Annotated in this window: 23 protein-coding genes and 2 pseudogenes; 13 read left to right on the forward strand and 12 right to left on the reverse strand. The window is 58.0% G+C overall.

The annotated features are described in order from the left end of the window. Positions 1-80 precede the first annotated feature (80 nt). A complete protein-coding gene (gene bioD, locus MKS11_RS04005) occupies positions 81-776 on the forward strand; it encodes a dethiobiotin synthase (protein WP_004206045.1) in 696 nt (231 codons plus the stop codon). On the opposite strand, the gene clcB is transcribed toward bioD, so the two are convergent. The 6 genes and pseudogenes from clcB to MKS11_RS04035 form a co-directional block, all read right to left on the reverse strand. Further along, positions 729-2,024: a voltage-gated ClC-type chloride channel ClcB gene (gene clcB / locus MKS11_RS04010; RefSeq protein ID WP_053810422.1), complete on the reverse strand. Its 1,296-nt coding sequence runs from the start codon at positions 2,022-2,024 to the stop codon at positions 729-731. The two genes, bioD and clcB, sit on opposite strands and share 48 nt — an antisense overlap. A gap of 133 nt (positions 2,025-2,157) precedes the next feature. After that, positions 2,158-2,766 carry a Tat proofreading chaperone DmsD gene (dmsD, locus tag MKS11_RS04015; RefSeq protein WP_284109380.1) on the reverse strand — a complete coding sequence of 203 codons (609 nt, stop codon included), beginning with the start codon at positions 2,764-2,766 and terminating at the stop codon, positions 2,158-2,160. A gap of 41 nt (positions 2,767-2,807) precedes the next feature. After that, the gene (locus MKS11_RS04020) at positions 2,808-3,665 is read right to left on the reverse strand and encodes a DmsC/YnfH family molybdoenzyme membrane anchor subunit (RefSeq protein ID WP_087771710.1); all 858 of its coding nucleotides are present in this window, start codon (positions 3,663-3,665) and stop codon (positions 2,808-2,810) included. Position 3,666: 1 nt separating this feature from the next. Further along, the gene (locus MKS11_RS04025) at positions 3,667-4,284 is read right to left on the reverse strand and encodes a DMSO/selenate family reductase complex B subunit (protein ID WP_064187263.1); all 618 of its coding nucleotides are present in this window, start codon (positions 4,282-4,284) and stop codon (positions 3,667-3,669) included. 10 nt (positions 4,285-4,294) lie between these two features. Next, positions 4,295-6,730, reverse strand: a pseudogene (ynfE, locus tag MKS11_RS04030) (selenate/tellurate reductase subunit YnfE). A gap of 150 nt (positions 6,731-6,880) precedes the next feature. Beyond that, the gene (locus MKS11_RS04035; protein ID WP_023318174.1) at positions 6,881-7,150 is read right to left on the reverse strand and encodes a DUF1161 domain-containing protein; all 270 of its coding nucleotides are present in this window, start codon (positions 7,148-7,150) and stop codon (positions 6,881-6,883) included. Positions 7,151-7,251: 101 nt separating this feature from the next. On the opposite strand from MKS11_RS04035, the gene MKS11_RS04040 reads away from it, so the two are divergent. Beyond that, the gene (locus MKS11_RS04040) at positions 7,252-7,962 is read left to right on the forward strand and encodes a YnfC family lipoprotein (RefSeq protein ID WP_017900332.1); all 711 of its coding nucleotides are present in this window, start codon (positions 7,252-7,254) and stop codon (positions 7,960-7,962) included. Here the strand turns inward: MKS11_RS04040 and speG are convergent. Together speG and MKS11_RS04050 are read right to left on the reverse strand one after the other, a co-directional pair. Next, complete coding sequence (gene speG, locus MKS11_RS04045; protein WP_004206037.1) at positions 7,956-8,516, reverse strand: spermidine N1-acetyltransferase; 561 nt, start codon at positions 8,514-8,516, stop codon at positions 7,956-7,958. The two genes, MKS11_RS04040 and speG, sit on opposite strands and share 7 nt — an antisense overlap. Before the next feature lie 66 nt (positions 8,517-8,582). After that, positions 8,583-8,924, reverse strand: a complete 342-nt coding sequence (locus MKS11_RS04050; RefSeq protein ID WP_004206035.1) for a DUF1283 family protein — start codon at positions 8,922-8,924, stop codon at positions 8,583-8,585. Positions 8,925-9,032: 108 nt separating this feature from the next. Between MKS11_RS04050 and MKS11_RS04055 the strand changes: the two genes are divergently transcribed. From MKS11_RS04055 to MKS11_RS04070, 4 genes are all read left to right on the forward strand, one after another. Further along, complete coding sequence (locus tag MKS11_RS04055; RefSeq protein ID WP_165474151.1) at positions 9,033-9,395, forward strand: YnfA family protein; 363 nt, start codon at positions 9,033-9,035, stop codon at positions 9,393-9,395. Positions 9,396-9,509: 114 nt separating this feature from the next. After that, positions 9,510-10,793: an MFS transporter gene (locus tag MKS11_RS04060; protein WP_017900333.1), complete on the forward strand. Its 1,284-nt coding sequence runs from the start codon at positions 9,510-9,512 to the stop codon at positions 10,791-10,793. Between the two features lie 269 nt (positions 10,794-11,062). Beyond that, positions 11,063-12,526, forward strand: a complete 1,464-nt coding sequence (locus tag MKS11_RS04065; RefSeq protein WP_087771714.1) for a mannitol dehydrogenase family protein — start codon at positions 11,063-11,065, stop codon at positions 12,524-12,526. A 267-nt stretch (positions 12,527-12,793) separates the two neighbouring features. Then, the gene (locus MKS11_RS04070) at positions 12,794-13,225 is read left to right on the forward strand and encodes a universal stress protein (RefSeq protein ID WP_004206026.1); all 432 of its coding nucleotides are present in this window, start codon (positions 12,794-12,796) and stop codon (positions 13,223-13,225) included. Between the two features lie 51 nt (positions 13,226-13,276). Here the strand turns inward: MKS11_RS04070 and MKS11_RS04075 are convergent, their stop codons facing one another. Both MKS11_RS04075 and ydfG read right to left on the reverse strand, forming a co-directional pair. Then, positions 13,277-13,963 carry a GntR family transcriptional regulator gene (locus tag MKS11_RS04075; RefSeq protein WP_087771715.1) on the reverse strand — a complete coding sequence of 229 codons (687 nt, stop codon included), beginning with the start codon at positions 13,961-13,963 and terminating at the stop codon, positions 13,277-13,279. 91 nt (positions 13,964-14,054) lie between these two features. Then, positions 14,055-14,804, reverse strand: coding sequence for a bifunctional NADP-dependent 3-hydroxy acid dehydrogenase/3-hydroxypropionate dehydrogenase YdfG (gene ydfG / locus MKS11_RS04080; protein WP_004206024.1), 750 nt, complete (start codon positions 14,802-14,804; stop codon positions 14,055-14,057). Positions 14,805-14,934: 130 nt separating this feature from the next. Between ydfG and dcp the strand changes: the two genes are divergently transcribed. The 4 genes from dcp to MKS11_RS04100 all read left to right on the forward strand — a co-directional run bounded on the left by dcp (position 14,935) and on the right by MKS11_RS04100 (position 19,253). Continuing rightward, complete coding sequence (gene dcp, locus MKS11_RS04085) at positions 14,935-16,980, forward strand: peptidyl-dipeptidase Dcp (RefSeq protein WP_101865675.1); 2,046 nt, start codon at positions 14,935-14,937, stop codon at positions 16,978-16,980. A 303-nt stretch (positions 16,981-17,283) separates the two neighbouring features. Then, positions 17,284-17,865 carry a cytochrome b/b6 domain-containing protein gene (locus MKS11_RS04090; protein ID WP_284109382.1) on the forward strand — a complete coding sequence of 194 codons (582 nt, stop codon included), beginning with the start codon at positions 17,284-17,286 and terminating at the stop codon, positions 17,863-17,865. 51 nt (positions 17,866-17,916) lie between these two features. Next, on the forward strand, positions 17,917-18,606 hold the full coding sequence (locus MKS11_RS04095; protein WP_064189721.1) for a VIT family protein: 690 nt from the start codon (positions 17,917-17,919) through the stop codon (positions 18,604-18,606). A gap of 110 nt (positions 18,607-18,716) precedes the next feature. Then, on the forward strand, positions 18,717-19,253 hold the full coding sequence (locus MKS11_RS04100) for a GNAT family N-acetyltransferase (protein WP_064189722.1): 537 nt from the start codon (positions 18,717-18,719) through the stop codon (positions 19,251-19,253). A gap of 78 nt (positions 19,254-19,331) precedes the next feature. On the opposite strand, the gene MKS11_RS04105 is transcribed toward MKS11_RS04100, so the two are convergent. Then, positions 19,332-20,003, reverse strand: a complete 672-nt coding sequence (locus MKS11_RS04105) for an SOS response-associated peptidase (RefSeq protein ID WP_064189723.1) — start codon at positions 20,001-20,003, stop codon at positions 19,332-19,334. 338 nt (positions 20,004-20,341) lie between these two features. Beyond that, on the reverse strand, positions 20,342-20,437 hold the full coding sequence (locus MKS11_RS04110; RefSeq protein WP_272481999.1) for a YnaM/YnfT family protein: 96 nt from the start codon (positions 20,435-20,437) through the stop codon (positions 20,342-20,344). Here MKS11_RS04110 and MKS11_RS27575 point away from each other — a divergent pair. From MKS11_RS27575 to MKS11_RS04125, 3 genes and pseudogenes are all read left to right on the forward strand, one after another. Next, positions 20,397-20,489, forward strand: a pseudogene (locus MKS11_RS27575) (hypothetical protein); the annotation flags it as partial. The gene MKS11_RS04110 and the pseudogene MKS11_RS27575 overlap by 41 nt on opposite strands. A 450-nt stretch (positions 20,490-20,939) precedes the next feature. Continuing rightward, positions 20,940-21,413, forward strand: a complete 474-nt coding sequence (locus MKS11_RS04120) for an Hsp20 family protein (protein WP_017900339.1) — start codon at positions 20,940-20,942, stop codon at positions 21,411-21,413. A gap of 169 nt (positions 21,414-21,582) precedes the next feature. Next, entirely contained in the window at positions 21,583-22,095 is a 513-nt protein-coding gene (locus MKS11_RS04125; RefSeq protein WP_023318181.1) for a 2-oxo-tetronate isomerase, read from the forward strand. Positions 22,096-22,112: the final 17 nt, after the last annotated feature.

Below are 22,112 nucleotides of genomic sequence, written 5' to 3' on the forward strand. Positions count from 1 at the left end.
CCAGCGGCTTCACGTAGACTTTGCCCACTGTTGATTATTTCTCTCCCGTATATTTCATCGACAAAACTGTGGGGTTAGTGATGTTTAAGCGTTTCTTTATTACAGGTACAGACACCTCTGTCGGGAAGACAGTGGTTTCCCGTGCGCTGTTGCAGGCACTTGCTGCCAGAGGCAAAAGCGTGGCCGGGTACAAGCCTGTGGCGAAGGGCAGCAAAGAGACGCCGGACGGTTTGCGTAACAAAGACGCGCTGGTGCTGCAGAGCGTCTCCACGCTGGCGTTACCCTATGAGGCTGTCAATCCCATCGCCTTAAGCGAAGACGAAAGCAGCGTGGCGCACAGCTGCCCGATCAACTACGGTCTGCTGTCGGATGGTTTGCAGCGGCTGACCGGGCAGGTTGAACATGTGGTGGTTGAAGGCACCGGCGGCTGGCGCAGCCTGATGAACGACCTGCGACCGCTCTCCGAATGGGTGGTACAGGAGCAGCTCCCGGTGCTGATGGTGGTGGGGATCCAGGAAGGGTGCATCAACCATGCGCTGCTGACGGCCCAGGCGATCGCCAATGACGGGCTACCGCTGATCGGCTGGGTGGCCAACCGCATTAACCCCGGTCTGGCGCACTACGCCGAAATCATCGATGTGCTCAGCAAAAAGCTGCCGGCGCCGCTCATTGGCGAGCTGCCGTATCTGCCGCGCGCCGAGCAGCGTGAGCTAAGCCGCTACGTCGACTTAGACATGCTCGGCAACGTGATGGCGATAGATCGAATCCCGGCGTAACGTCCGCGACAGCACCGACGCCACCACGCAGGTGATCAACAGGCCGGGAAGCAGCGTATACTGCCCGGTCATCTCACAAATCATCAGGGTCGACATAATGGGCGCATGGGTGGTGGCGGCAAGAAACGCCGCCATGCCGGTCAGTCCCATCATCAAAGCCATCTCCTGATCCCCCGGTAGCCACAGCCCGCTGAAGCGGGCAAACAGCATGCCCATCGCCAGACCAACAAACAGCGTGGGGGTAAACACCCCGCCCGGCGCGCCGGAGCCACTGCTGGCCAGCACCGCCAGCAGTTTGCACAGGAATACCGCCACCAGCAGCGCGCCGGGCGGCGGCAGCAGGAGATAGCTTTGCACCACGCTGTAGCCGTTGCCCCACACCGCCGGAGTGATGAGCGATAAGCCGCCGACTATCAGCCCGCCCAGCGCCAGCTGCCACGGCGGCGCCAGCTTCAGCCTGACGAACCCGCGGTGGCTGTAGGCCATCAGCCAGATAAACAGCGGCCCGCACAGCCCGGCCAGCAGTCCGGTGGCGAGCATCAGGCCATAGTGCAGCGCGCTAAGGTCCTGCTGCAGGACGACATGGTACAGCGGCGCGGCGCCGCCGTTGAGAAACTGGGTGAGCAGCAGGGCGATCACAGCCGAGATGACAACCGGCCCAAGCGAGGCCAGCATCAGCGTGCCAAAGAGAATTTCAGCGATAAACAGGCTGCCGGCCAGCGGGGCATGATAGGCGCTGGCCATCCCGGCGGCGGCGCCGCAGGCGACCCACAGCTTCCATTCTGCCTGCGGCGTGAAGCGGCGGGCGAACAGCGAGGCCGCCAGCGCGGCCAGCAGGATCATGGCGCCTTCCCGGCCAATCGCGCTGCCGGTGACCACCACCAGCAGCGAGGCCAGCGACTTCACCAGGCTTGCCGGCGTATCGAAGCAACCGTCCCCGGTTTCCAGGGCTTCCATATAATCGGTGGCGGCGTGCGGGCGGGCAATGCTGCGCCGCTGCCAGAGCCAGAGAAGTGTCCCTGCCGCCAGTCCCCCCAGCGCCGGGGTAATCAGCCGCCGCCACGCCGGCAGCGACTGCGCGGCATTGACCAGGCTCCCGCTGTCGTTACCGAGAAACAGCGTTTCCAGCACCACCATGGCATGGCGAAACAGGGCCACCGCCAGGGCGGCGAGCAGGCCAATCAGCGTGGCGATCAGCAGGCGACGAAACATCACCTGCACGTCAGGATAGGGATGAAGACGGTGCATCGGTCATGGCGAAAGTCGGAAAACATGGCCTTATTGTGATAGGGAATAACCTTATATGCAAAAGCGATAAGTGCGGGTCACGGTCAGGCGTGCAAATAAGGAAACCGCGCCGACTACCGGCGCGGTAAAGGGATTAGTGATAGAGCGGCTTTTCCGCCACGGCGATCGGCAGATTCTCCTGCCACTGCGCCAGGGTCGCCTGCGCCAGCTGACCCAGCGCCTGGTAGAAGGGGTGGGCAGCGCGTTCGACAAAGACGCTCAGGAAGCGTCCGGACCACGGCAGCAGATGCCAGGCCAGCAGCTGGCCAAACAACGCCTCCTGCTCCGTTTCGCACAGCCACGCCGCCAGCAGCAGCAGGGTGCCGAAATGGTCTTCCGGCTCGTTGCGATCGGCGTCCAGTGCGATGCCGTTCGCGCGCATCCATTCGCGCAGGGCCAGCGTGGATTCGCCGAACAGCACCGATTCTTTATCCAGCCAGACGGATCCCCATGGCGGCGCCGGCAGGGCCCATGGTCCGATAAACAGGCGCTGCCAGGCTTCCGGCAACGACTCTTCAACCGACGCGGCAAACCCCGATGCCAGCGGGGCGGCAACCGGGTAGGGCCACTGTTGCTGCCAGCTGCCGTCCTGGAAGGCGGCGACCAGCGGCGCGATTTGCGCGTTATTCGGCGCATAAGAGAACAACGCGCCCAGGGTACGGGCGCTTAACGCGACGGCGTCGCGGTGTGGGAACGGCATCATCACTTATTCCTTTCTGCGGCGCGCGCCGGCGCGCCGTCTCATTAACCGGCAACCGCCATACCGACGGTCATATGTAGCCCATAAAACAGGCCGCGGCCAATACATTCAGCAATCAAGACCAGCAGCAGACCAGCCAGTAGCCCCGCCGCGCGCGGCGGCTGGCGACGGATCAGCGGGCACAGCCAGCAGCCGAGTCCCAGCGCCAGCAGGATAAGGCGTAAGGCCTGCAGTCTGCCGTAATTCGGCAACAGGCTGGCCGCCTGCTGAACGGAGCTGTGAATAGTACTGAGCCCGGCGCTTTGCATGACGATCACCGCGGCGCTGATGACCAGCGCGGCCACGCTCAACCCAGCAATAAACCAGCCGTTAACGTCGACTTTCGCCATTTGCAACAGCAGGGCGGCGAACAGCGGCCCGCTAAGGAGTACCGTCAGGAAGAAGGCGCTGGTGGTGTAGCCAGTGTACCATGTCGGTACAGTATCGATTTGATAAACCCGGGTCATCGCGAGGACAAACAGCAGCCCCAACAGCAGGGTGATCACCAGCCAGATTTTGCCCAGCGCTGCCGGCATTTTTTCCAGCACTGCCAGCAGCCACCAGAATCCGCCCACAGCGAAAAACAAGGCGCCGCTGGCGATTTCGTTGCTCAGCGCCGAGGCGCCGACGCGGTTCAGCGAGTTAAACGCGCGCAGTGGCGAACCGAGATGCATAACTGAAGCGAGAAAGCCGATCCCCATCAGCAGCCAGATAAAAAACATGCTGCGCACCAGACGCTGCCGCGCTTCGCGCTGGTCCGCCAGCTCGAGCCAGACCAGACCGCTGATGAATGTCGCGCCCACCACGCATTGCCCCAGTACCGTAAACAGCACCAGCGGCCATTCATGCCATCCGCTTCCCATCTCACACCTCCTTCGGGTTTGCCAGATAACCGGTGGTATCGCCACACGGCCGGGCGTTGCGGTTAGGGTTGATCGCGATGCTCGGCTGAGTGAAGTGCGCCGAGGGCAGCGGGGCTACCGCCGCCAGTTGGCCGTGCTTAGCACGCAGTTCAGCAATCGGCCCGAAATCGAGCGCCCGCAGCGGGCAGGACTCGACGCAGACCGGCTTCTTCCCCTCGGCGACGCGCTCATGACAGCCGTCGCACTTGGTCATATGGCCTTTGTCGGCGTTGTACTGCGGCGCGCCGTACGGGCAGGCCATATGACAGTAGCGGCAGCCGATGCACACCTCTTCATCCACCACCACAAAACCGTCTTCGCGCTTGTGCATCGCCCCGCTCGGGCAGACTTTGGTGCAGGCCGGATCGGCGCAGTGGTTACAGGCGATGGAGAGGTAATAGGCAAAAACGTTCTGCTGCCAGACGCTGTTGTCCTCCTGCCAGTCGCCGCCGGCGTACTCGTAGATGCGACGGAAACTGACTTCCGGGGTCAGGTTTTTATAGTCCTTACAGGCCAGCTCGCAGGTTTTGCACCCGGTACAGCGAGCGGAGTCGATAAAGAATCCATATTGCGTGCTCATGGTTTACTCCTTAAACCTTCTCGATATCGACCAGGTTAGTATGCTGCGGATTCCCTTTCGCCAGCGGCGACGGGCGGTGGGTGGTCAGGGTATTCATGCAGGCGCCATGGTCAACCCGGTCGCCGGCCATATTGGCGTCGTGCCACGCGCCCTGGCCCATCGCCGACACGCCCGGCATGATGCGCGGCGTCACTTTCGCCGGCAGCCGGACTTCGCCGCGCTGGTTGAACACCCGCACCAGATCGCCGTTATTAATCCCGCGTTTTTTCGCGTCAAGCGGGTTGATCCACACTTCCTGACGGCAGGCGGCCTGCAGCACATCCACGTTGCCGTAGCTGGAATGGGTGCGCGCCTTATAGTGGAATCCAAACAGCTGCAGCGGATACTGGCTGCGCAGCGGATCGTCCCAGCCTTCAAATGTGGAGGCGTAGACCGGCAGCGGGCTGATGACGTCGTCTTTCTCCAGCTGCCAGCGGGCGGCAATCTCGGCGAGCCGGCTGGAGTAGATCTCAATTTTGCCGGACGGGGTGTTGAGCGGATGCGCTTCGGGATCGCGGCGGAAGTCGCGATAGGCGACGAAGTGGCCGTTCGGATCCTTGCGTTTGTAGATGCCCATTCGCTTCAGCTCCTCGTAGGCCGGCAGCGCCGGATCTTTCGCCACCATTTTGGCGTACAGATGCTGCAGCCACTGCGCCAGCGTGCGCCCCTCGGTAAAACGCTGGTAGACATCGTCGCCGAGCCGTTTCGCCACTTCGCTTAAGATCCAGTAAATCGGTTTGCGTTCAAACTTCGCCGAGGTGGCGGGCTGGATGAAAATCAGATAGCCCATATTGCCGGCGTAATCGTTGGGAATGATATCCTCTTGCTCAACGGTCATCAGGTCGGGCAGCAGCAGGTCGGCGTATTTCGCCGACGAGGTCATAAAGTTGTCGATGACCACGATGGTTTCTCACTTGCTCTCGTCCTGCAGAATATCGTGGGTCTTATTGATGTCGGAGTGCTGGTTGATGAGGGTGTTGCCCGCGTAGTTCCACAGGAATTTGATCGGCACATCCAGCTTCTCTTTGCCGCGCACGCCGTCGCGGGTGGCGGTCATTTCCGGACCACGGGCGATGGCGTCGGTCCAGGTGAAGCAGGAGATGGCGGTTTTCACCGGGTTTTCCAGCACCGGCAGACGCTCGATGGTGATGGTGTAGGTCGATTCGCGGGCGCCGCTGTTGCCGCCGTTGATGCCGACGTTGCCGGTTAAGATCGGCAGCATGGCGATTGCCCGGGCCGAGAGCTCGCCGTTGGCCTGGCGCTGCGGCCCCCAGCCCTGGCAGATATAGGCCGGTTTGATCATGCCGATGTCGCGCGCCAGCTTAATGATGCGATCGGCTGGGATGCCGGTGATACGCGAGGCCCACTGCGGCGTTTTGGCGACGCCGTCGTCGCCCTCGCCGAGGATATAGGCTTTATAGTGGCCATTCTCAGGCGCCCCGGCCGGCAGCGTCTTCTCATCGTAGCCGACGCAGTATTTATCAAGGAACGGCTGATCCACCAGATTCTCGTTAATCAACACCCAGGCGATACCGGCGACCAGCGCGGCGTCCGTGCCGGGGCGAATGGGGATCCACTCATCTTCGCGACCGGCGGCGGTATCGGTGTAGCGCGGATCGATAACGATCATCCGCGCGTTGGAACGCTCGCGGGCCTGTTCCAGATACCAGGTAATGCCGCCGCCGCTCATGCGGGTTTCCGCCGGGTTGTTGCCGAACATCACCACCAGCTTGCTGTTTTCAATATCCGAGGTGCTGTTGCCGTCGTTACTGCCGTAGGTGTAGGGCATGGCGCAGGCGATCTGCGCGGTGCTGTAGGTACCGTACTGGTTAAGCGAGCCGCCGTAGCAGTTCATCAGCCGCGTCACCGGCGAAGCGGAAGGCGAGGAGCGAGTGATGTTCCCGCCGACAATTCCTGATGAGTAGTTAATGTACACGGCTTCGTTGCCATATTCCGCGACGACGCGCTTCAGGCGGTCAGCAAGGGTATCCAGCGCTTCCTGCCAGCTGATACGCTCAAATTTACCTTCTCCGCGTTTTCCCACGCGCTTCATCGGATAGTTAAGGCGATCCGGGTGGTTGATGCGCCGGCGAATCGAACGCCCGCGCAGGCAGGCGCGGACCTGGTGATCGCCATAGCGGTCGTCGCCGGTGTTATCCGTTTCGACATACACCACTTCATCATCACGCACGTGCAACCGCAGGGCGCAGCGGCTGCCGCAGTTGACCGAACAGGCGCCCCAGACAATGCGGGTGTCGCCGCCGCCAGCCTGCGGTACCGCCGCCGCGGCGCTGCGCAGCGTAAAGGGCAGGGGAAGCCCGTCGGCGGCCAGCGCCAGAGAACCGAGGGCTGTGGATTTAAGTAACGCGCGTCGGGTGACGCCACCGGAAGATTCCTGATTCGACATTGCTCACTCCATGATGGTTATGCTGGGCGGAGAAGGGCCGCCGCGTCATTAACAGACGCCGGGGTGAGCGATAATACGTTATGGGTAGCCGGCAGATCTTATCCCTGGTCAATGCAGGGATAAGATCTTTCGTTTGAAAGCAAAGCGGCCTTACTGTGCGTCGTTTTCGGCGGGACTGTCGCTGTTACGGGTGTAGGTGATTTTGAAGGTGTCATTGGCGCAATGACCGACCACCTGAGCGCCGGGCTGGTCCGCCTGATCGTTGGGCACAATGGCCAGACTGAAGGCCGTTTCTGGTACGCCATTGTTCATGATCTTCTGTTGAATATCATTTTTGACCCGTTCACAGGAGTCGGGGGCCGCCAGTACGGTCGTGGAGCACAGCAGCAGCGCGGCGCCTGTCCAGAGGGATAGTTTCATCTTACGCTCCTTATCGATGTTATCCAGATTTAAGCATAGCAGAACTGGTGTAAACAATTGTATTTGCTAATATGATTGGATGTACACAAAAGGAATCACCTGTGAAAAGACTGTATTGGCTGATCCCGACCGCGCTGTTGCTGACGGCGTGCGACCGCGAAAGCGTCCCGGAAGCCTTCACCCCGGAGATGGCGAGTTTTTCCAATGAGTTTGAGTTCGATCCGCTGCGCGGACCGGTGAAAGATTTTAGCCAGACCCTACTGGACGAACACGATGTGGTGGTCAAAAAGGTGAGCGCGCAGCTGTCAAAAGAGGGATGTTTCGATCTGTTGACGCTGGAGGATGTGGAGAATAACACCGGCGCTACGCTGCTGCTGGACGCCAACTATTACGTCGATGGCCGCACCCATGAGAAGCGGCTGCGTCTGCAGGGGAAATGTCAGCTGGCGGAGATGCCCGCCACCGGCGTGAGCTGGGAAACGGATGATAACGGCTTTATTATCAGCGCCCGCGGCAAAGAGACCACCGCCACCTACCGCTACGACAGCGATGGCTATCCGCTGGGGAAAACCACCACCGCCAAAGAGGAGCGATTTACCGTTGCCTCCACGCCGTCGAAGGATCCGCGCAAGAAAATGGACTATACCGCCATCAGCACCTTCAACGACCGCACGCTGGGCACAGTGCGCCAGACCTGCGACTACGATCGTCATGACAATCCGCTGAGCTGTGAGCTGCAGGTGATCGATGAAAGCGTCCAGCCGCCGCTGACCCGCCACTACACGATTAAAAACCGCATTGATTATTACTGAGCCGTCGGCTTCAGCAGGGACGGCCCCGGCGTTTTGTGTTCCGCCAGATACTGATGCTGGAACAGACACATGCGGATGGTGTTGCGATACTCGCCGTTAATGAAAAACTCATGGATCAGTTCACCCTCGACCATAAAGCCGAGCTTGCGGTAAATATGGATCGCTTTTTCATTCTCTTTATCGACAATCAGATACAGCTTATACAGATTGAGCACGGTAAAGCCATAGTCCATCGCCAGCCGCGCGGCGCGGGTGGCGAGACCTTTTCCCTGGAAGTCGGGCGAGATGATGATCTGGAACTCGGCCCGGCGGTGAACATGGTTGATTTCAACCAGCTCCACCAGTCCGGCTTTATCGCCATTGCATTCGATCACAAAGCGACGCTCGCTTTGGTCGTGAATATGCTTGTCGTACAGATCGGAAAGCTCAACGAAGGCTTCATAGGGCTCTTCAAACCAGTAGCGCATCACGCTGGCGTTGTTGTCGAGCTGGTGAACAAAGCGCAAATCTTCGCGCTCAAGGGGGCGGAGTCTGACGTGTAGCGCGTCGGTCATGGGAATTCCTGTGGTCAAAGCGAAAAAGAGGGGACGGAAAGGCGGCGCCCGCAGGCGCCAGCGTGCTCAGGGATTGATCGCCCGGCCGGTACGGCGGTCAAGGCAGCGCAGGGTGTTTGGTTCCCAGTAGGCATTGACGTTGGCGCTCTTCTGGCAGTTATCCTGCGCGTCAAAGGCGACATCGGTTTTGTCCCACTCTTTTTCCGCCCGTTTGTTCACCTTCTGGCGCAGGCTGCGGGTGTCGTTCCATTGCTCTTTTTCCATCGACGCCTGCTGACGGCTTTGCGCGCTGTCGCCTGACTCAATCACCAGCCGGTCGGTGGCTGCGAATGAGCTGGAGGTATAGACCACGGCGCTTAACGCCAGAATGGCGGTCAGGCACCAGCGTTTGTTCAGTGTCATGTTCATCACGATTTCCTTTAGGTGATGGGTTAACCCTCAGGTTAAGTTTACTACAGCTGTTTTGCCGGGCATAGCCGACAAAACAGCATAGGGAAAGGGCTATTATCGCGTAGAATAGTTCAACGCTTTGTCTCTTTTACGAATCTTTTAATGCTCAAAACCACGCTGCTGTTCTTTGCCACCGCTCTGTGTGAAATCGTCGGCTGCTATCTGCCGTGGCTATGGTTAAAACGCGGGGCCACGCCGCTGCTGCTGATCCCCGCCGGCCTGGCGCTGGGGCTGTTCGTCTGGCTCCTGACGCTCCATCCAACCGCCAGCGGGCGGGTATATGCCGCCTACGGTGGCGTGTATGTTTGTACCGCATTGCTCTGGCTGCGGGTCGTTGACGGAGTCAAATTAACCCATTATGACTGGGCGGGGGCGGCCATCGCGCTGTGCGGGATGCTGATCATCGCGGCGGGCTGGGGACGGGCATAAGCCCGTCTAATGTGATCCCTGCCACTTTTTTAAACCCTAATTCTTGTATGGTAGTCGACCTGTTGCCTTACTTATCAGACATCATATTGGGTTATGACTCTGTAAGGAACAACGATGGCTATTGAGACATTTGCCCCACAGGCGGGGGCAACGCCGCTGCGCATCCGTCGGGTGCAGAAGATCACCCTGACGCTGCTGTTTATCGCCGGTATCGTTAACTTTCTGGACCGCTCTTCCCTGAGCGTCGCCGGGGAGGCGATACGCGCCGATTTGGGTCTGAGCGCCACCGAGTTCGGGGTGCTGCTCTCCGCTTTTTCGCTCTCCTACGGCTTCGCGCAACTGCCCTCGGGCATTTTGCTGGATCGCCTCGGGCCGCGGGTTGTGCTGGGCGCCGGGCTAATATTCTGGTCTGCGATGCAGGCCCTGACCGGGATAGTCAATTCGTTCTCGCATTTTATTCTGCTGCGCATTGGCCTCGGGATCGGCGAAGCGCCGTTTATGCCCGCCGGCGTGAAATCGATCAACGACTGGTATGCGCAACGAGAGCGCGGCACGGCGGTGGGGATATTTAACTCCTCGACGGTGCTGGGTCAGGCCATCGCCCCGCCGGCGCTGGTCATCATGCAGCTGGCCTGGGGCTGGCGGACAATGTTTGTGGTGATTGGTTTAGCCGGTATCCTGGTCGGCCTGTGCTGGTATGTGGGATACCGTAACCGGCGGCAATTCACCCTGCAGGAGGAGGAGCAACGCTATCTGGCCAGCGAGGAGGCGGCACGACCGGCGCTGAAACTGAGCGAATGGCTGGCGCTGTTTAAACGACGTACCACCTGGGGGATGATCCTCGGCTTCTCCGGGGTGAACTATACCGGCTGGCTGTATATCGCGTGGCTGCCGGGTTATCTGCAGGCGCAGCAGGGATTGAGCCTTGCTAAAACCGGCTGGGTGGCGGCGATCCCGTTTCTCGCTGCGGCGGTGGGCATGTGGGTCAATGGGCTGGTGGTCGATGCGCTGGCGCGCAGAGGCTACGATCTGGCGAAAACCCGCAAAACGGCGATTGTCGCCGGACTGGTGCTTTCCGCTCTCGGCACGCTGTTGGTGGTGCAATCAAACTCGCCGACCCAGGCGGTGGCGTTTATCTCCATGGCGCTGTTCTGCGTCCATTTCGCTGGCACCTCGGCCTGGGGATTGGTACAGGTGCTGGTGGCGGAACATAAAGTGGCGTCGGTGGCGGCGATCCAGAACTTTGGCAGCTTTGTGTTTGCCTCCTTCGCGCCGATCGTCACCGGCTGGGTTGTGGATACCACCCACTCTTTCAATCTGGCGCTGGTGATCGCCGCCGGCGTGACCTTCGCCGGGGCGCTGTGCTACTTCTTTATCGTCAAAACCCGCATCGATTAACCGGTCGTTGTGCAACAGGCCCGCAGGGAGGTGTGGCCTGCGCCATGCTCCGTCTTCTCTTACCGCTTCGTGGCGGATTTTCTTCTGTCATCTCAGAGATTTTGTGACCGCTCGCCAGCGAGCACAACCCGGCAAAAGCTTCTTGTATGGTAGTTGACAGAAATCAAAGATGTTATACCAATTGCGTGAGATGGTTGAGGCACAAAGGCATTCTCCTCGAGAGTTCTCCCAGAGAATGGTTGATGAGCCACATAACAACGAGAGTTACCATGGAAAACACCCTCTTAACCGCTAACGCCATCCTGCCCGGCTACGATCGCCACGCGCTGGTCCCCCGTATCGTCCATCTGGGTTTTGGCGCGTTTCACCGCGCCCATCAGGCGGTATACGCCGATATACTGGCCAGCGAGTACGGCAGTGACTGGGGCTACACTGAAGTCAACCTGATTGGCGGCGAGCAGCAGATCGCCGATCTCCGGCAGCAGGATCTGCTGTATACCGTGGCCGAAATGTCCGCCGACGCGTGGACCGCGCGCGTGGTCGGGGTGGTGAAGCAGGCGCTGCATGCCCAGGTTGATGGTCTCGAGGCCGTGCTTTCGGCGATGTGTGAGCCACAGGTGGCCATTGTCTCCCTCACCATTACCGAGAAAGGCTATTGCCATTCGCCCGCCAGCGGCGAGCTGCAGCTCGATCACCCGCTGATCGCCGCCGATCTCGCTAACCCGCGCCAGCCGAAATCGGCAGCGGGCGTGGTGGTGGAGGCTTTGGCGCGCCGCCGGGCGGCAGGGCTGCCTGCCTTTACCGTGATGTCCTGCGATAACATGCCGGAAAACGGTCATGTGATGCGCAACGTTGTTTGCGCCTACGCCCGGGCGCTGGACGCGGACCTCGCAGCATGGATAGAACAGAACGTTACCTTTCCGTCGACCATGGTGGACCGCATTGTCCCGGCGGTGACCGCGGAAACCCTCGATAAAATTGAACAGCTGACCGGCGTGCGCGACCCGGCTGGGGTGGCCTGTGAGCCGTTCCGCCAGTGGGTGATTGAGGATAATTTTGTCGCCGGACGTCCACAGTGGGAGAAAGCGGGGGCGGAGCTGGTCGCCGATGTGGTGCCTTTCGAAGAGATGAAGCTGAGGATGCTCAACGGCAGCCATTCGTTCCTCGCCTATCTCGGCTATCTGGCCGGTTATCAGCATATCAACGACTGTATGCAGGATGACAACTACCGCCGCGCGGCGCTGGCGCTGATGCTGGACGAGCAGGCCCCGACCTTAAAAGTGCAGGGGGTGGATCTGTCACACTATGCCAGTCTGCTGATTGACCGCTACTGCAATCCGGCGCTCAAACACCGTACCTGGCAGATTGCAATGGACGGTAGCCAGAAGCTGCCGCAGCGCATGCTGGACTCGGTACGCTGGCATCTGGCGCACCAGCATGACTTCACGATGCTGGCGCTGGGCGTGGCGGGGTGGATGCGCTATGTCGGCGGTGTTGACGACGCCGGCCAGGCAATCGAAATTTGCGATCCGCTGCTGCCGGTGATCCAGCAGGCGGTAGCCGCCAGCGCCGATGGCGAAGCGCGCGTCAAAGCGCTGTTGGGCATTGAGGCCATCTTTGGCCGGGAGCTGCCGCAGGAAGCGCGGTTCGTCTCGGCGGTGACCCGCGCCTATGTAGCGCTACAGCGTCAGGGGGCGAAAGCCACCGTTGCCGCATGGGCTGAGGCGCAATAATCATTTGTTCCCGGTGTCGGTCATGGGGTCGACACCGGCTCTTCTGCTGTTTCTGCACGGTTCCGCTGATAAATCTTTTTTGCTGTCGATCGCTTTTAGCAGGCTAAAAATATGATCGAACGCAATGTCCTTACATAACTCTATATTTCCCTGATTTACTAAAGATAATTAGCTGTTATTTTTCCGAATAATGGCTGGTCATTCACCGCAAAAATGGCATAGTTAAGTTATTGAAAAATCATTTTCTCTGGAAAAGGAGTGCGGGCCATGTATAAAAAGATTTTATTGCCTGTTGATGTTTTTGAAATGGATTTAAGCGATAAGGCAGTGCGTCACGCGGAATTTCTCGCATCGGCGGAAAATGGCGAGATCACCTTGCTCAACGTCCTGCCGAACAGCAGCCGTTCGTTATTACGCGGATTTACGGCGGATATTCGTAAATTCGAAGCCTATATGCAGGAAGAGTCAGAGAAAAAGATGCGCGAGGTGGCGCGACTGTTCGACCTGCCAATGTCACGGATCCATACCCGGGTCGTGTTTGGTAACGTGCGCGATGAAATTCTGGCTATCAGTAACAACGAAGCGTTCGATGTGATAGTGATTGGCTCCCGCAAACCGGGGATCTCCACCCATCTGCTGGGCTCCAACGCCGAGTCCATTTTGCGCTACGCCAAAACGCCGGTGCTGGTGGTCAGATAATCCCCTCCGTCACGACGGCTGCGTCAGCCTTATTTCGCAGCCGTCTGGTCCTTACTCTTCGCTAAACCAGTCGCGATTCTCCTGGCGGATCAGCAGCACAGATTCGCTGATTTCATGCAAATGAATACTCATGGCTTTCTCGACTGCCTCAGCGTCGCGTTTTTCCAGCGCGGTAAAAATTTCGTAATGCTGGCGCAGAAGCATCTCCGGGGAGGAGACATGGTCAAGGCTCATGTAGCGCACGCGGTCAATGGCGGCTTTGATGTTTTCCACCGTATCCCAGGCCAGCTGACAATCGGCAATAACCGATAGCTTCTGGTGAAATTCATCATCAAGCAGGAAAAAATCGTTTAACTGCTGGCGGTCGACGGCAATACGCTGCTGATGGAGATTCTGCTCCAGCTGATAGACTTGCTCATCGTTAATCATGCCAGCGGCACGGCGGACCACCGCGCACTCAATCGCCTGGCGGACAAAGCAACCATTGCGCACCTGAGACAGGGAGATTTTGTTGACGTAGCTGCCGCGCTGGGGACGGATCTGGATAAGTCCATTCTCCGCCAGCTTAATAAAGGCCTCGCGCACCGGCTGACGAGATACCGCAAAACGCACGGAGACTTCTTTCTCCGACAGCGGCGTGCCAGGCGGGATGAGGCAGTGAACGATATCCCGGCGGAGGATGCGATAAATTTGCTGATTAACGGGTTGCGTCGGATTCAGTTGCGATTCTGCGGCCATTGATGGTTACTTTTTATGGGGTTATGCGCACTATTTTACGCGTTTTTTGCGGTTCCGCCCATACCCGGCCAGCAGGCCGGGTGGCTGACGGTTAGCCCTGGCGGTGAACGCTGAGCCCGGCAAAGCTCTGGCTCACCGGCATCATCTCCAGGGTGTTGATGTTGACGTGTTTCGGTAGGGTGGCCACCCACCAGACCGCCTCGGTCACATCTTCCGGCGTCAGGGCTTCGGTGTTCTCGTAGGTTTTACCGGCTTTGGCGTCATCGCCTTTAAAGCGGACGTTAGAGAACTCGGTGCCGCCCACCAGGCCCGGCTCGATGTCGGTGACGCGCACCGCGGTGCCGTGCAGGTCAGTGCGAAGATTGAGGCTGAACTGGCGCACAAAGGCTTTGGTCGCCCCATAGACGTTACCGCCGGCATAAGGCCAGCTGCCCGCCGTGGAGCCGATGTTGATGATATGGCCGCGATTGCGCGCCACCATGCCCGGCAGGACGGCGCGGGTCATGTACACCAGCCCTTTATTATTGGTGTCGATCATATCTTCCCAGTCTTCCACGCTGGCGCGGTGCGCCGGCTCCAGACCGAGCGCCAGACCCGCGTTGTTCACCAGCACATCGATAGCCTGCCACTCGGCGGGCAGGTCGGCAATCAGCGTCTCAATAGCGGCGCGGTTGCGGACGTCCAGTTGCGCGATATAAAGATTATCGCCCAGCTCGTCTTTCAGCGTCTTCAGGCGCTCTTCGCGACGTCCGGTGGCAATCACTTTATGACCGTTAGCGACAAAACGGCGAGTAATACTTTCACCAAAACCGGCAGTGGCGCCGGTGACCATGATAATCATCTTACTGTTCCTCAACGCTTTTTGTGTTTTCATACCATAGCACGCACAGGCGGCGACCGGTAACGGAAATCATTGCGACCCCTTAAGGAGAAGCCTAATCTTACAGGATTAGCCTGTGCAGGAGAGAAAGATGTCCGAACAAAACCCCTTTTTTAGCGTCAGTCTGTTGCCTTACCAGGCGCCGCGGTTTGACCTGATCGAAGACAGTCACTATCGTCCGGCGTTTGATGAGGGCGTTCGGCAGCAGCGCGAGGAGATCCGCGCCATTATCGACAATCCGCAGCCGGCCAGTTTCGCCAACACGCTCGAGGCGCTGGAGCAGAGCGGACAGCTGCTGGCGCGGGTGACGCGGGTCTTTTTCGCCATGGCCTGCGCCCATACCAACCCTTATCTTCAATCACTGGATGAACAATTTTCCGCCGAGCTCGCCGGGCTGGGGAATGACATCTGGCTCAACGAGGCCTTATTCCAGCGGGTGAACAGCGTCTACGAACAGCGCGAGACGCTCGCGCTTGACGGCGAATCCCTGCGTCTCCTGACCCTGACATGGCAACGTTTTGTTCACGCCGGGGCAACGCTGGACCCGGCGCAGAAGGCGGTGCTGCGCGCGCTGAACACTGAAGCGGCCACTTTGCAAAGTCAGTTCCAGCAGCGGCTGCTGGGGGCGGCGAAAAGCGGCGGCCTGGTGGTCGATGACCGGCATCAACTGGATGGCCTGAACGATGAGGAGATAGCGGCGGCTGCCGAGGCGGCGCGCGAAAAAGGGCTCAGCGATCGCTGGCTGCTGACGCTGACCAACACCACCCAGCAGCCGCAGCTGCTTGCGCTGCGCGACCGGCAAACGCGGGAAAATCTTTTCGCCGCCGGCTGGACGCGCAATCAGCAGGGCGATGAGCATGATACCCGTCGTCTGGTGCTGCGGCTGGCGGCGATCCGCGCGCAGCAGGCGGAACTGCTGGGGGCGGCAGATTACGCCAGCTGGGCGCTGACCGATCAAATGGCGGCTTCCCCGGCGGAGGCATTGGGCTTTATGCGTCAGATCGCGCCGGCGGCGCGGGCGAGGGCGGAACGTGAGCTGGCGGACATCCAGCAGGTGATCGACAACGAAGGCGGGGCGTTTCACGCGCAGGCATGGGACTGGCTTTACTACAGCGAGCAGGTGCGGCGGGCTGCCTATGCCATTGATGACGCGCAGCTTAAACCCTATTTTGCCCTCGAGCGCGTGCTGCAGGACGGCGTCTTCTGGACGGCATCGCAGCTCTTTGGGCTCCGCTTCGTGGAGCGCTTTGACATCCCGGTGTACCACCCGGATGTGCGGGTCTGGGAGATCTTCGACCACAATGGCGAAGGGATAGCGCTGTTTTATGGTGATTATTTCGCGCGCGATTCAAAGAGCGGCGGCGCCTGGATGGACGTGTTTGTCGAACAGTCGACCCTGCGGGAGCAGCGCCCGGTTATCTATAACGTCTGCAACTACACCCGGCCGCAGAGCGAGCAGAGCGCGCTGTTGTCATGGGATGAGGTGATCACCCTGTTCCATGAGTTTGGCCACGCCCTGCACGGGCTGTTCGCCAACCAGCGTTATGCCAGCCTCTCCGGCACCAATACCCCGCGGGATTTTGTCGAGTTCCCGTCGCAAATCTTCGAACATTGGGCCAGCCATCCGCAGGTATTTGCCCATTATGCGAAGCATTATCGCTCCGGAGAGCCGATGCCGGAGGCGCTGCGCGACAATATGTTGCGTGCGGCAACTTTCAATAAAGGATATGACATGAGCGAGCTGCTAGCCGCCGCGCTGCTCGATATGCGCTGGCACACGCTGTCGACCACTTCGTTACCGGAAGAGGTGGATGCGTTTGAACAGAAAATACTTCGGGATGAGCAACTGGATCTGGCGGCCGTTCCCCCGCGCTATCGCAGCAGCTACTTCTCCCATATCTTCGGCGGGGGCTATGCGGCAGGCTATTACGCCTATCTGTGGACCCAGATGCTGGCCGATGACGGCTATCAGTGGTTCGTGGAGCAGGGCGGTTTGACCCGTGAGAACGGTCAGCGCTTCCGGGAAGCGATTCTGTCGCGCGGCAATAGCACTGATTTAGCTGAACTTTATCGCCAGTGGCGCGGACACGATCCACAGATTGAGCCGATGCTGGAAAACCGTGGGCTGAGTGCGTAGGGTCATTTCGGGCTGACACGATAACCGGGCGCGATGCCCGGTTTATTGACCCCTTTTTGTTCCTCAAATGTCTCCACACTGTTCTCCCCAGTCCCCCCTCAAATTCTGAGAAAGAACTATACCGGCGATATTTCCGTCGCAGTAACGGGGCGGCGCAGGTGACAGCGACTTTGTCCGTTTTCCAAACACAGAAAAAGAGGACATCAGGCGCCACTTATTTCCCTGCAAACACGGGTGTTAAGGTTTAATTAACAAACAGGCAGGATACTGACCTCGCCAATCCTCTCATAAAATGGCCAAATCATGAACGAACAGTTACGTAATGCACTACCGCATAAAGACACCCCTTTTTTCCGCATGCTGCATATTATTGTCGCCACCCTGATTCTGCTGCAGATTATTAGCTCTAATTTCACTGAAAGTGAGGCGCTTCGCGACCTGAATATTACCGGGGTCGTCACATGGTTTCATATTGTCTCGGGATTAGCGCTGATTGCGCTTGGTGCGGTGTTGCTGGTTTGGATGCTTAATACGCGCGGGTTTCGATACTATTTTGCCTGGTCGACGTTTGATTTTCGTGGTGTGGTTGAAGACAGTAAACAGCTGATGACATTTCGTCTTCCTGAAGCCCATGCCGGGGGCATAGCGGCAATGATTCAGGGGCTTGGCGTACTGGCACTGTTAGCGGTCGCACTCTGTGGTGGACTCTGGTTTGTACTGGACACCGCGTCATGGGCGTCACCGTCGCTGGCGGAAACAGTCCTTCATTGGCATAAGTTTCTGACGGTGTTCATTGAAACCTATTTCTGGGCACATGGTGCGATGGGAGTGCTGCATATCTTTCTCTCCTTTCGCCGTCAAAGAAAACAAGCGATTATTGATTAATGTTCTGCACTTTCTAATTCCGATGAGGATGCGTATTTAAAGGGAAACGACATGCATCTTGAACGACACAGCATCGAAACCGTCGGCTGGCTAAGGGCTGCGGTTCTGGGAGCAAATGACGGGATTGTCTCAACCGCAAGCCTGGTGCTCGGCGTCGCCTCTGCAAACAGCGGCTCTTCGGGTGTACTACTGGCGGGGGTCGCCGGGCTGGTTGCTGGCGCCATGTCTATGGCCGCAGGAGAATATGTTTCGGTATCATCCCAGGCGGATACCGAAGCCGCGGCGCTTGCCCAGGAAAAAAGTGAGCTTGACGCAGATTATCAGGGAGAGGTGCGGGAGTTGACATCACTTTATATCCAACGTGGTGTGGAGCCAGTGCTTGCCCGGCAGGTAGCAGAGCAGCTTATGGCTAAAGACGCTCTGGAGGCTCATGCCCGCGAAGAACTGGGGTTAACGGATGTCCTTTCTGCGCGACCTTTGCAGGCGGCTCTCTTTTCGGCAGTGAGTTTTTCCGTCGGGGCGGGGTTGCCTTTGATCGTTGCCTTGTTATCGCCAGCAAAATTGATATCCATCTCTATCTTCTTTTCTACACTTTTTTCACTGGCTGCGCTGGGCTATCTCTCTTCCGTTGTGAGTAACGCACCGCCTGTCAGGGCGATCATCAGAATTACGTTCTGGAGCTCGCTGGCCATGCTTTTTTCGATGGGGATTGGGCGTATCGCCGGGCAGATACTATTGTAGAATTGTCGAGGGTCTGTTCCTCGACCGCTCCTCATCACTGGTTGAGCTCATCGTGGGGTTTTGATCGGCAGGGAGGAGCACTGCCCACCTCATTCGTCAAGGAGATACGTTTGCATATTGAGACTCATCGCCTGCGTCTTCGCCCTGTCATGGCTGAAGATGTTGTCGATCTATACCGAATTTATGGCGATCCGGCGACAAATACCTTTAACCCCGCAGGGCCCTATCCGGATATTGACTATGCCAGTATGGTTCTCCAGCGCTGGCTTGCCCACTGGCACGATCGCGGATTTGGCAACTGGGCCATATCGGCGCGTGATACCCCGGAAAAAATCATTGGCTTTGGCGGCGTAAGTCTACGCAGTTATAACGATGTCACCATTAACAATCTCGGATATCGGTTTTCCACTGAGGCATGGGGAAAAGGACTGGCCACCGAGTTTGCGATTGGCGCGATAAGATATGGCTTCGAGGCGCTTAAACTTGCGGAGATGTCAGCGGTTGTCCGGGCTAACCATCTGGCTTCGCAGAAAGTTCTCGAGAAAGCCGGGATGAGGTACATTAACGATATTGCTGATGTAAAAGATGCGCCGCCGAGTCTGCTCTATTCTTTGACCTTAAGCGAGTGGTTAAGCCAGTCGGGGTAACCCGCGGGCGCTTATTCGCAAGGCTGGATCGCACCGCAGCCGGCGCATCAGGTGGGGATTGCTCACAGAATCATGCGTTCATTCTACTGGCTCAATTAACTCTGGCCCTTGATTGTTCACATTGCCGACCGCCCGCGATACCGCATGCCAGATGAAATCGTCGGCGGTGACGGCTCCGTCCCTGGCAATCTCCACCGCTTCCGCGCCGGTGACTTCTTGCCTCATCCATTCCCGGGCGGCTTCCGGCGCCAGGACCAGCGGCCGGCGGTCATGAATATCGACAAGACCGCGATCGGCGGCAGCGGTCACCAGCAAAAATCCTTCGGCGCTATCCCCGCGTTCGAAGGGCGTGCTGCCAATAGCGGCCATAAATATCGGCTGACCATCCTTGCGCTGGATGAAGTAGGGCTGCTTTTTCTCTCCGGCCTTTTTCCACTCAAACCAGCCGTCGGCGAAGCAGATCGCCCGCCCGTGCTGCCACAGCGGTTTGAACATCCTGCTGGTGGCTGCGGTCTCAACGCGGGCGTTGATCAGCGGGGGTTTATCCCACCATCCTGGCGCATAACCCCAGTAAACGGGATCGAGGTGGAGTTGCGCATTCCTTTCACTCAGGAGTAACACTTTTGTCCCGGGTGCCACGTTATACCGCCCAATCGGCGCCGGGTCCCAGGGGATATCATGTTCAGCCTCTTCGGCAAGATAAGCCAGATATTCTTCCCGCGTCTGTGCTTGCGCAAAACGTCCGCACATCGCCACCTCCAGCATAATGTATAAAGGAAAGTATAGTTCATCAGGGAGGGGCCGTTGTGAGAAATGATTTTGAAATCATGCGATTGTGATTCCTTCCCCCAGGCGTATGGCTGACGTCTGGGCACATACTGTTTAAGTTGCCGATATTGCAGGCCATGATTCTGGCCTGAAATATATTAATAGAAGTTACTTATTCACCATGTGAATTGTTGTTGCGATAAATGTACGCAGGCGCAAGTACTGAGTATATGTCGCCTGAACAAGGCGTGTAGATGGGGTTGAAGGTGGGGTGTTTACCCGCCGCTGCAACAGACGAAAGGCAACGGCGTAGAAAAAGATTAGTTATCCGGGTTGTTGGAGATGCCTCTCCATACCATCCCCAGACCGATCAACATCGACGCGAAGAGGGCGAACAGGGTGGTAGAGATAAAAATGCTGGTCATTATGATGCCTCAGAAAGTGCGTATGCAGATTATTAGGCACGGGGGGACGAGAAAGGTTCCTTCCCTGGCGGATTATCTTTTCACCAGCGTCTTTCCGTCTGGCGCCAGCGAGGCGGATGTCATATCGAGGCACCGCTCTTGACGGAGGGATAATGCGGGGAGCCGTGTTTCTCCCTGCGCTGTTGCAGGAAGCCACTGGCAGGGGGATGCGTCGCGTTTCGGGCGTTGACATCCCATTGTACAAGTTATATATACATGTCGCTTCTGTTTATTGAATGTTAAACAGCATCAGTTATGGGACTCAGAAGCACCACACCCCCGCCGTCGGGCGGGGGTTACTTTGCCACCTGACCTGGTTATTTCTCACGGTGACTGACGAAGAAAATTTTTATTTCAGGTCTTGAAAAACGCGCTTTAGCTATTATTTTATATAGCGGACAAGCAATGCTTGCCTTTATGTTGAGCTTTTGAATGGATATTCAGGAGGTTAATGATGGCACTCAAAACCTTGTCAGCACTCCCGGTATTTGCTGATTCTCTTTTTGCCGATCGCTTTAATCGTATTGACCGTCTTTTCAGCCAGTTAACTGGCGATACGCCGGTGGGTACCTTACCTGCCTACGATTTACAGAAAGTGGATGACAGTAATTTTCTGCTCAGCGTTAGCGTACCAGGCTGGAAAGATGATGAACTGGAAATTGAGACCGTAGGCGGTAATTTACATATTACCGGCAAACGCGCGCAAACCGAAAATCATTCCGGAGGCAGCCAGGGCTGGATTTATAAAGGCATTCGTCGGGCTGATTTCCAGCTCAGTTTCTCGCTTCCTGAACACGCCCAGATTAATCAGGCGCAGCTGGATAGCGGGATCTTAAAAATTGCTATCCATCAGGAAATACCCGAGAGCGAAAAACCGCGCAAAATTGCGATTGAGAATCAAGGCAGGGTGATCGAGCATAAAGTTTGATTGCGTCTCTGTCCTAAAGTTGTTCATTTCAAGGCCCGCGCTGCGGGCCTTTATATTATCCGCTAAAGGAGGCGTAAACGGCCTCCCGGCGATCAGAGAAATCGATATGCTATCCTGTAAACAGGGCCTGTGAGGCTGTGTTCCTTCTAAAAGTCGGCGAGGTGTCAGAATGACGGACCAAATCGATAAAGACGCACAAAATACCCATGAATTGACCGCTCGGGTGGCCCGGGCGCTTATTGCGAGAGGCTGGCGACTGACCACGGCGGAATCCTGCACCGGTGGCAATCTGGCGGCGGCGCTCTGTGCTCAGGCTGATACCGCGGCCTTTTATGATACCGGCGTGGTTACCTTCAGCGATGAAGCCAAGCGCAACGTGCTCCAGGTCCGCGCGGAAACCCTGGCGGTACATAGCGCTGTCAGCGAAGCGTGCGTTCAGGAAATGTCGACCGGTATTTTGACGTTAGCCGGGGCCGATATCGCCATCGCCATCAGCGGCTATGCGGGGCCGGAAGGAGGGGAGGATGGAACTCCCGCCGGGACGGTATGGTTTGCATGGAACTTTCGCGGCCAGATCGAAACCCAACGGATGCGCTTTACCGGTGACTGCGAGGCAGTGGTGGCACAAGCGGTGCGCTTCGCCATGGCAGCGCTGGGCGAAAAACTCGCCCACTGGCAGTGACGCTACCGGACGCTGCG

Origin of the sequence: Klebsiella sp. K5-45, assembly GCF_030128605.1 — a bacterium.
In the GTDB taxonomy this organism is placed as follows: domain Bacteria; phylum Pseudomonadota; class Gammaproteobacteria; order Enterobacterales; family Enterobacteriaceae; genus Klebsiella; species Klebsiella quasipneumoniae.

What these genes read in the sequence shown, in the direction of transcription:
- bioD (WP_004206045.1), top strand. Translation starts at nt 81, where the DNA reads ATGTTTAAGCGTTTCTTTATTACAGGTACAGACACCTCTGTCGGGAAG.
- clcB (WP_053810422.1), bottom strand. Translation starts at nt 2,024, where the DNA reads ATGCACCGTCTTCATCCCTATCCTGACGTGCAGGTGATGTTTCGTCGC.
- dmsD (WP_284109380.1), bottom strand. Translation starts at nt 2,766, where the DNA reads ATGATGCCGTTCCCACACCGCGACGCCGTCGCGTTAAGCGCCCGTACC.
- MKS11_RS04020 (WP_087771710.1), bottom strand. Translation starts at nt 3,665, where the DNA reads ATGGGAAGCGGATGGCATGAATGGCCGCTGGTGCTGTTTACGGTACTG.
- MKS11_RS04025 (WP_064187263.1), bottom strand. Translation starts at nt 4,284, where the DNA reads ATGAGCACGCAATATGGATTCTTTATCGACTCCGCTCGCTGTACCGGG.
- MKS11_RS04035 (WP_023318174.1), bottom strand. Translation starts at nt 7,150, where the DNA reads ATGAAACTATCCCTCTGGACAGGCGCCGCGCTGCTGCTGTGCTCCACG.
- speG (WP_004206037.1), bottom strand. Translation starts at nt 8,516, where the DNA reads ATGACCGACGCGCTACACGTCAGACTCCGCCCCCTTGAGCGCGAAGAT.
- MKS11_RS04050 (WP_004206035.1), bottom strand. Translation starts at nt 8,924, where the DNA reads ATGAACATGACACTGAACAAACGCTGGTGCCTGACCGCCATTCTGGCG.
- MKS11_RS04060 (WP_017900333.1), top strand. Translation starts at nt 9,510, where the DNA reads ATGGCTATTGAGACATTTGCCCCACAGGCGGGGGCAACGCCGCTGCGC.
- MKS11_RS04065 (WP_087771714.1), top strand. Translation starts at nt 11,063, where the DNA reads ATGGAAAACACCCTCTTAACCGCTAACGCCATCCTGCCCGGCTACGAT.
- MKS11_RS04070 (WP_004206026.1), top strand. Translation starts at nt 12,794, where the DNA reads ATGTATAAAAAGATTTTATTGCCTGTTGATGTTTTTGAAATGGATTTA.
- MKS11_RS04075 (WP_087771715.1), bottom strand. Translation starts at nt 13,963, where the DNA reads ATGGCCGCAGAATCGCAACTGAATCCGACGCAACCCGTTAATCAGCAA.
- ydfG (WP_004206024.1), bottom strand. Translation starts at nt 14,804, where the DNA reads ATGATTATCATGGTCACCGGCGCCACTGCCGGTTTTGGTGAAAGTATT.
- dcp (WP_101865675.1), top strand. Translation starts at nt 14,935, where the DNA reads ATGTCCGAACAAAACCCCTTTTTTAGCGTCAGTCTGTTGCCTTACCAG.
- MKS11_RS04090 (WP_284109382.1), top strand. Translation starts at nt 17,284, where the DNA reads ATGAACGAACAGTTACGTAATGCACTACCGCATAAAGACACCCCTTTT.
- MKS11_RS04095 (WP_064189721.1), top strand. Translation starts at nt 17,917, where the DNA reads ATGCATCTTGAACGACACAGCATCGAAACCGTCGGCTGGCTAAGGGCT.
- MKS11_RS04105 (WP_064189723.1), bottom strand. Translation starts at nt 20,003, where the DNA reads ATGTGCGGACGTTTTGCGCAAGCACAGACGCGGGAAGAATATCTGGCT.
- MKS11_RS04120 (WP_017900339.1), top strand. Translation starts at nt 20,940, where the DNA reads ATGGCACTCAAAACCTTGTCAGCACTCCCGGTATTTGCTGATTCTCTT.
- MKS11_RS04125 (WP_023318181.1), top strand. Translation starts at nt 21,583, where the DNA reads ATGACGGACCAAATCGATAAAGACGCACAAAATACCCATGAATTGACC.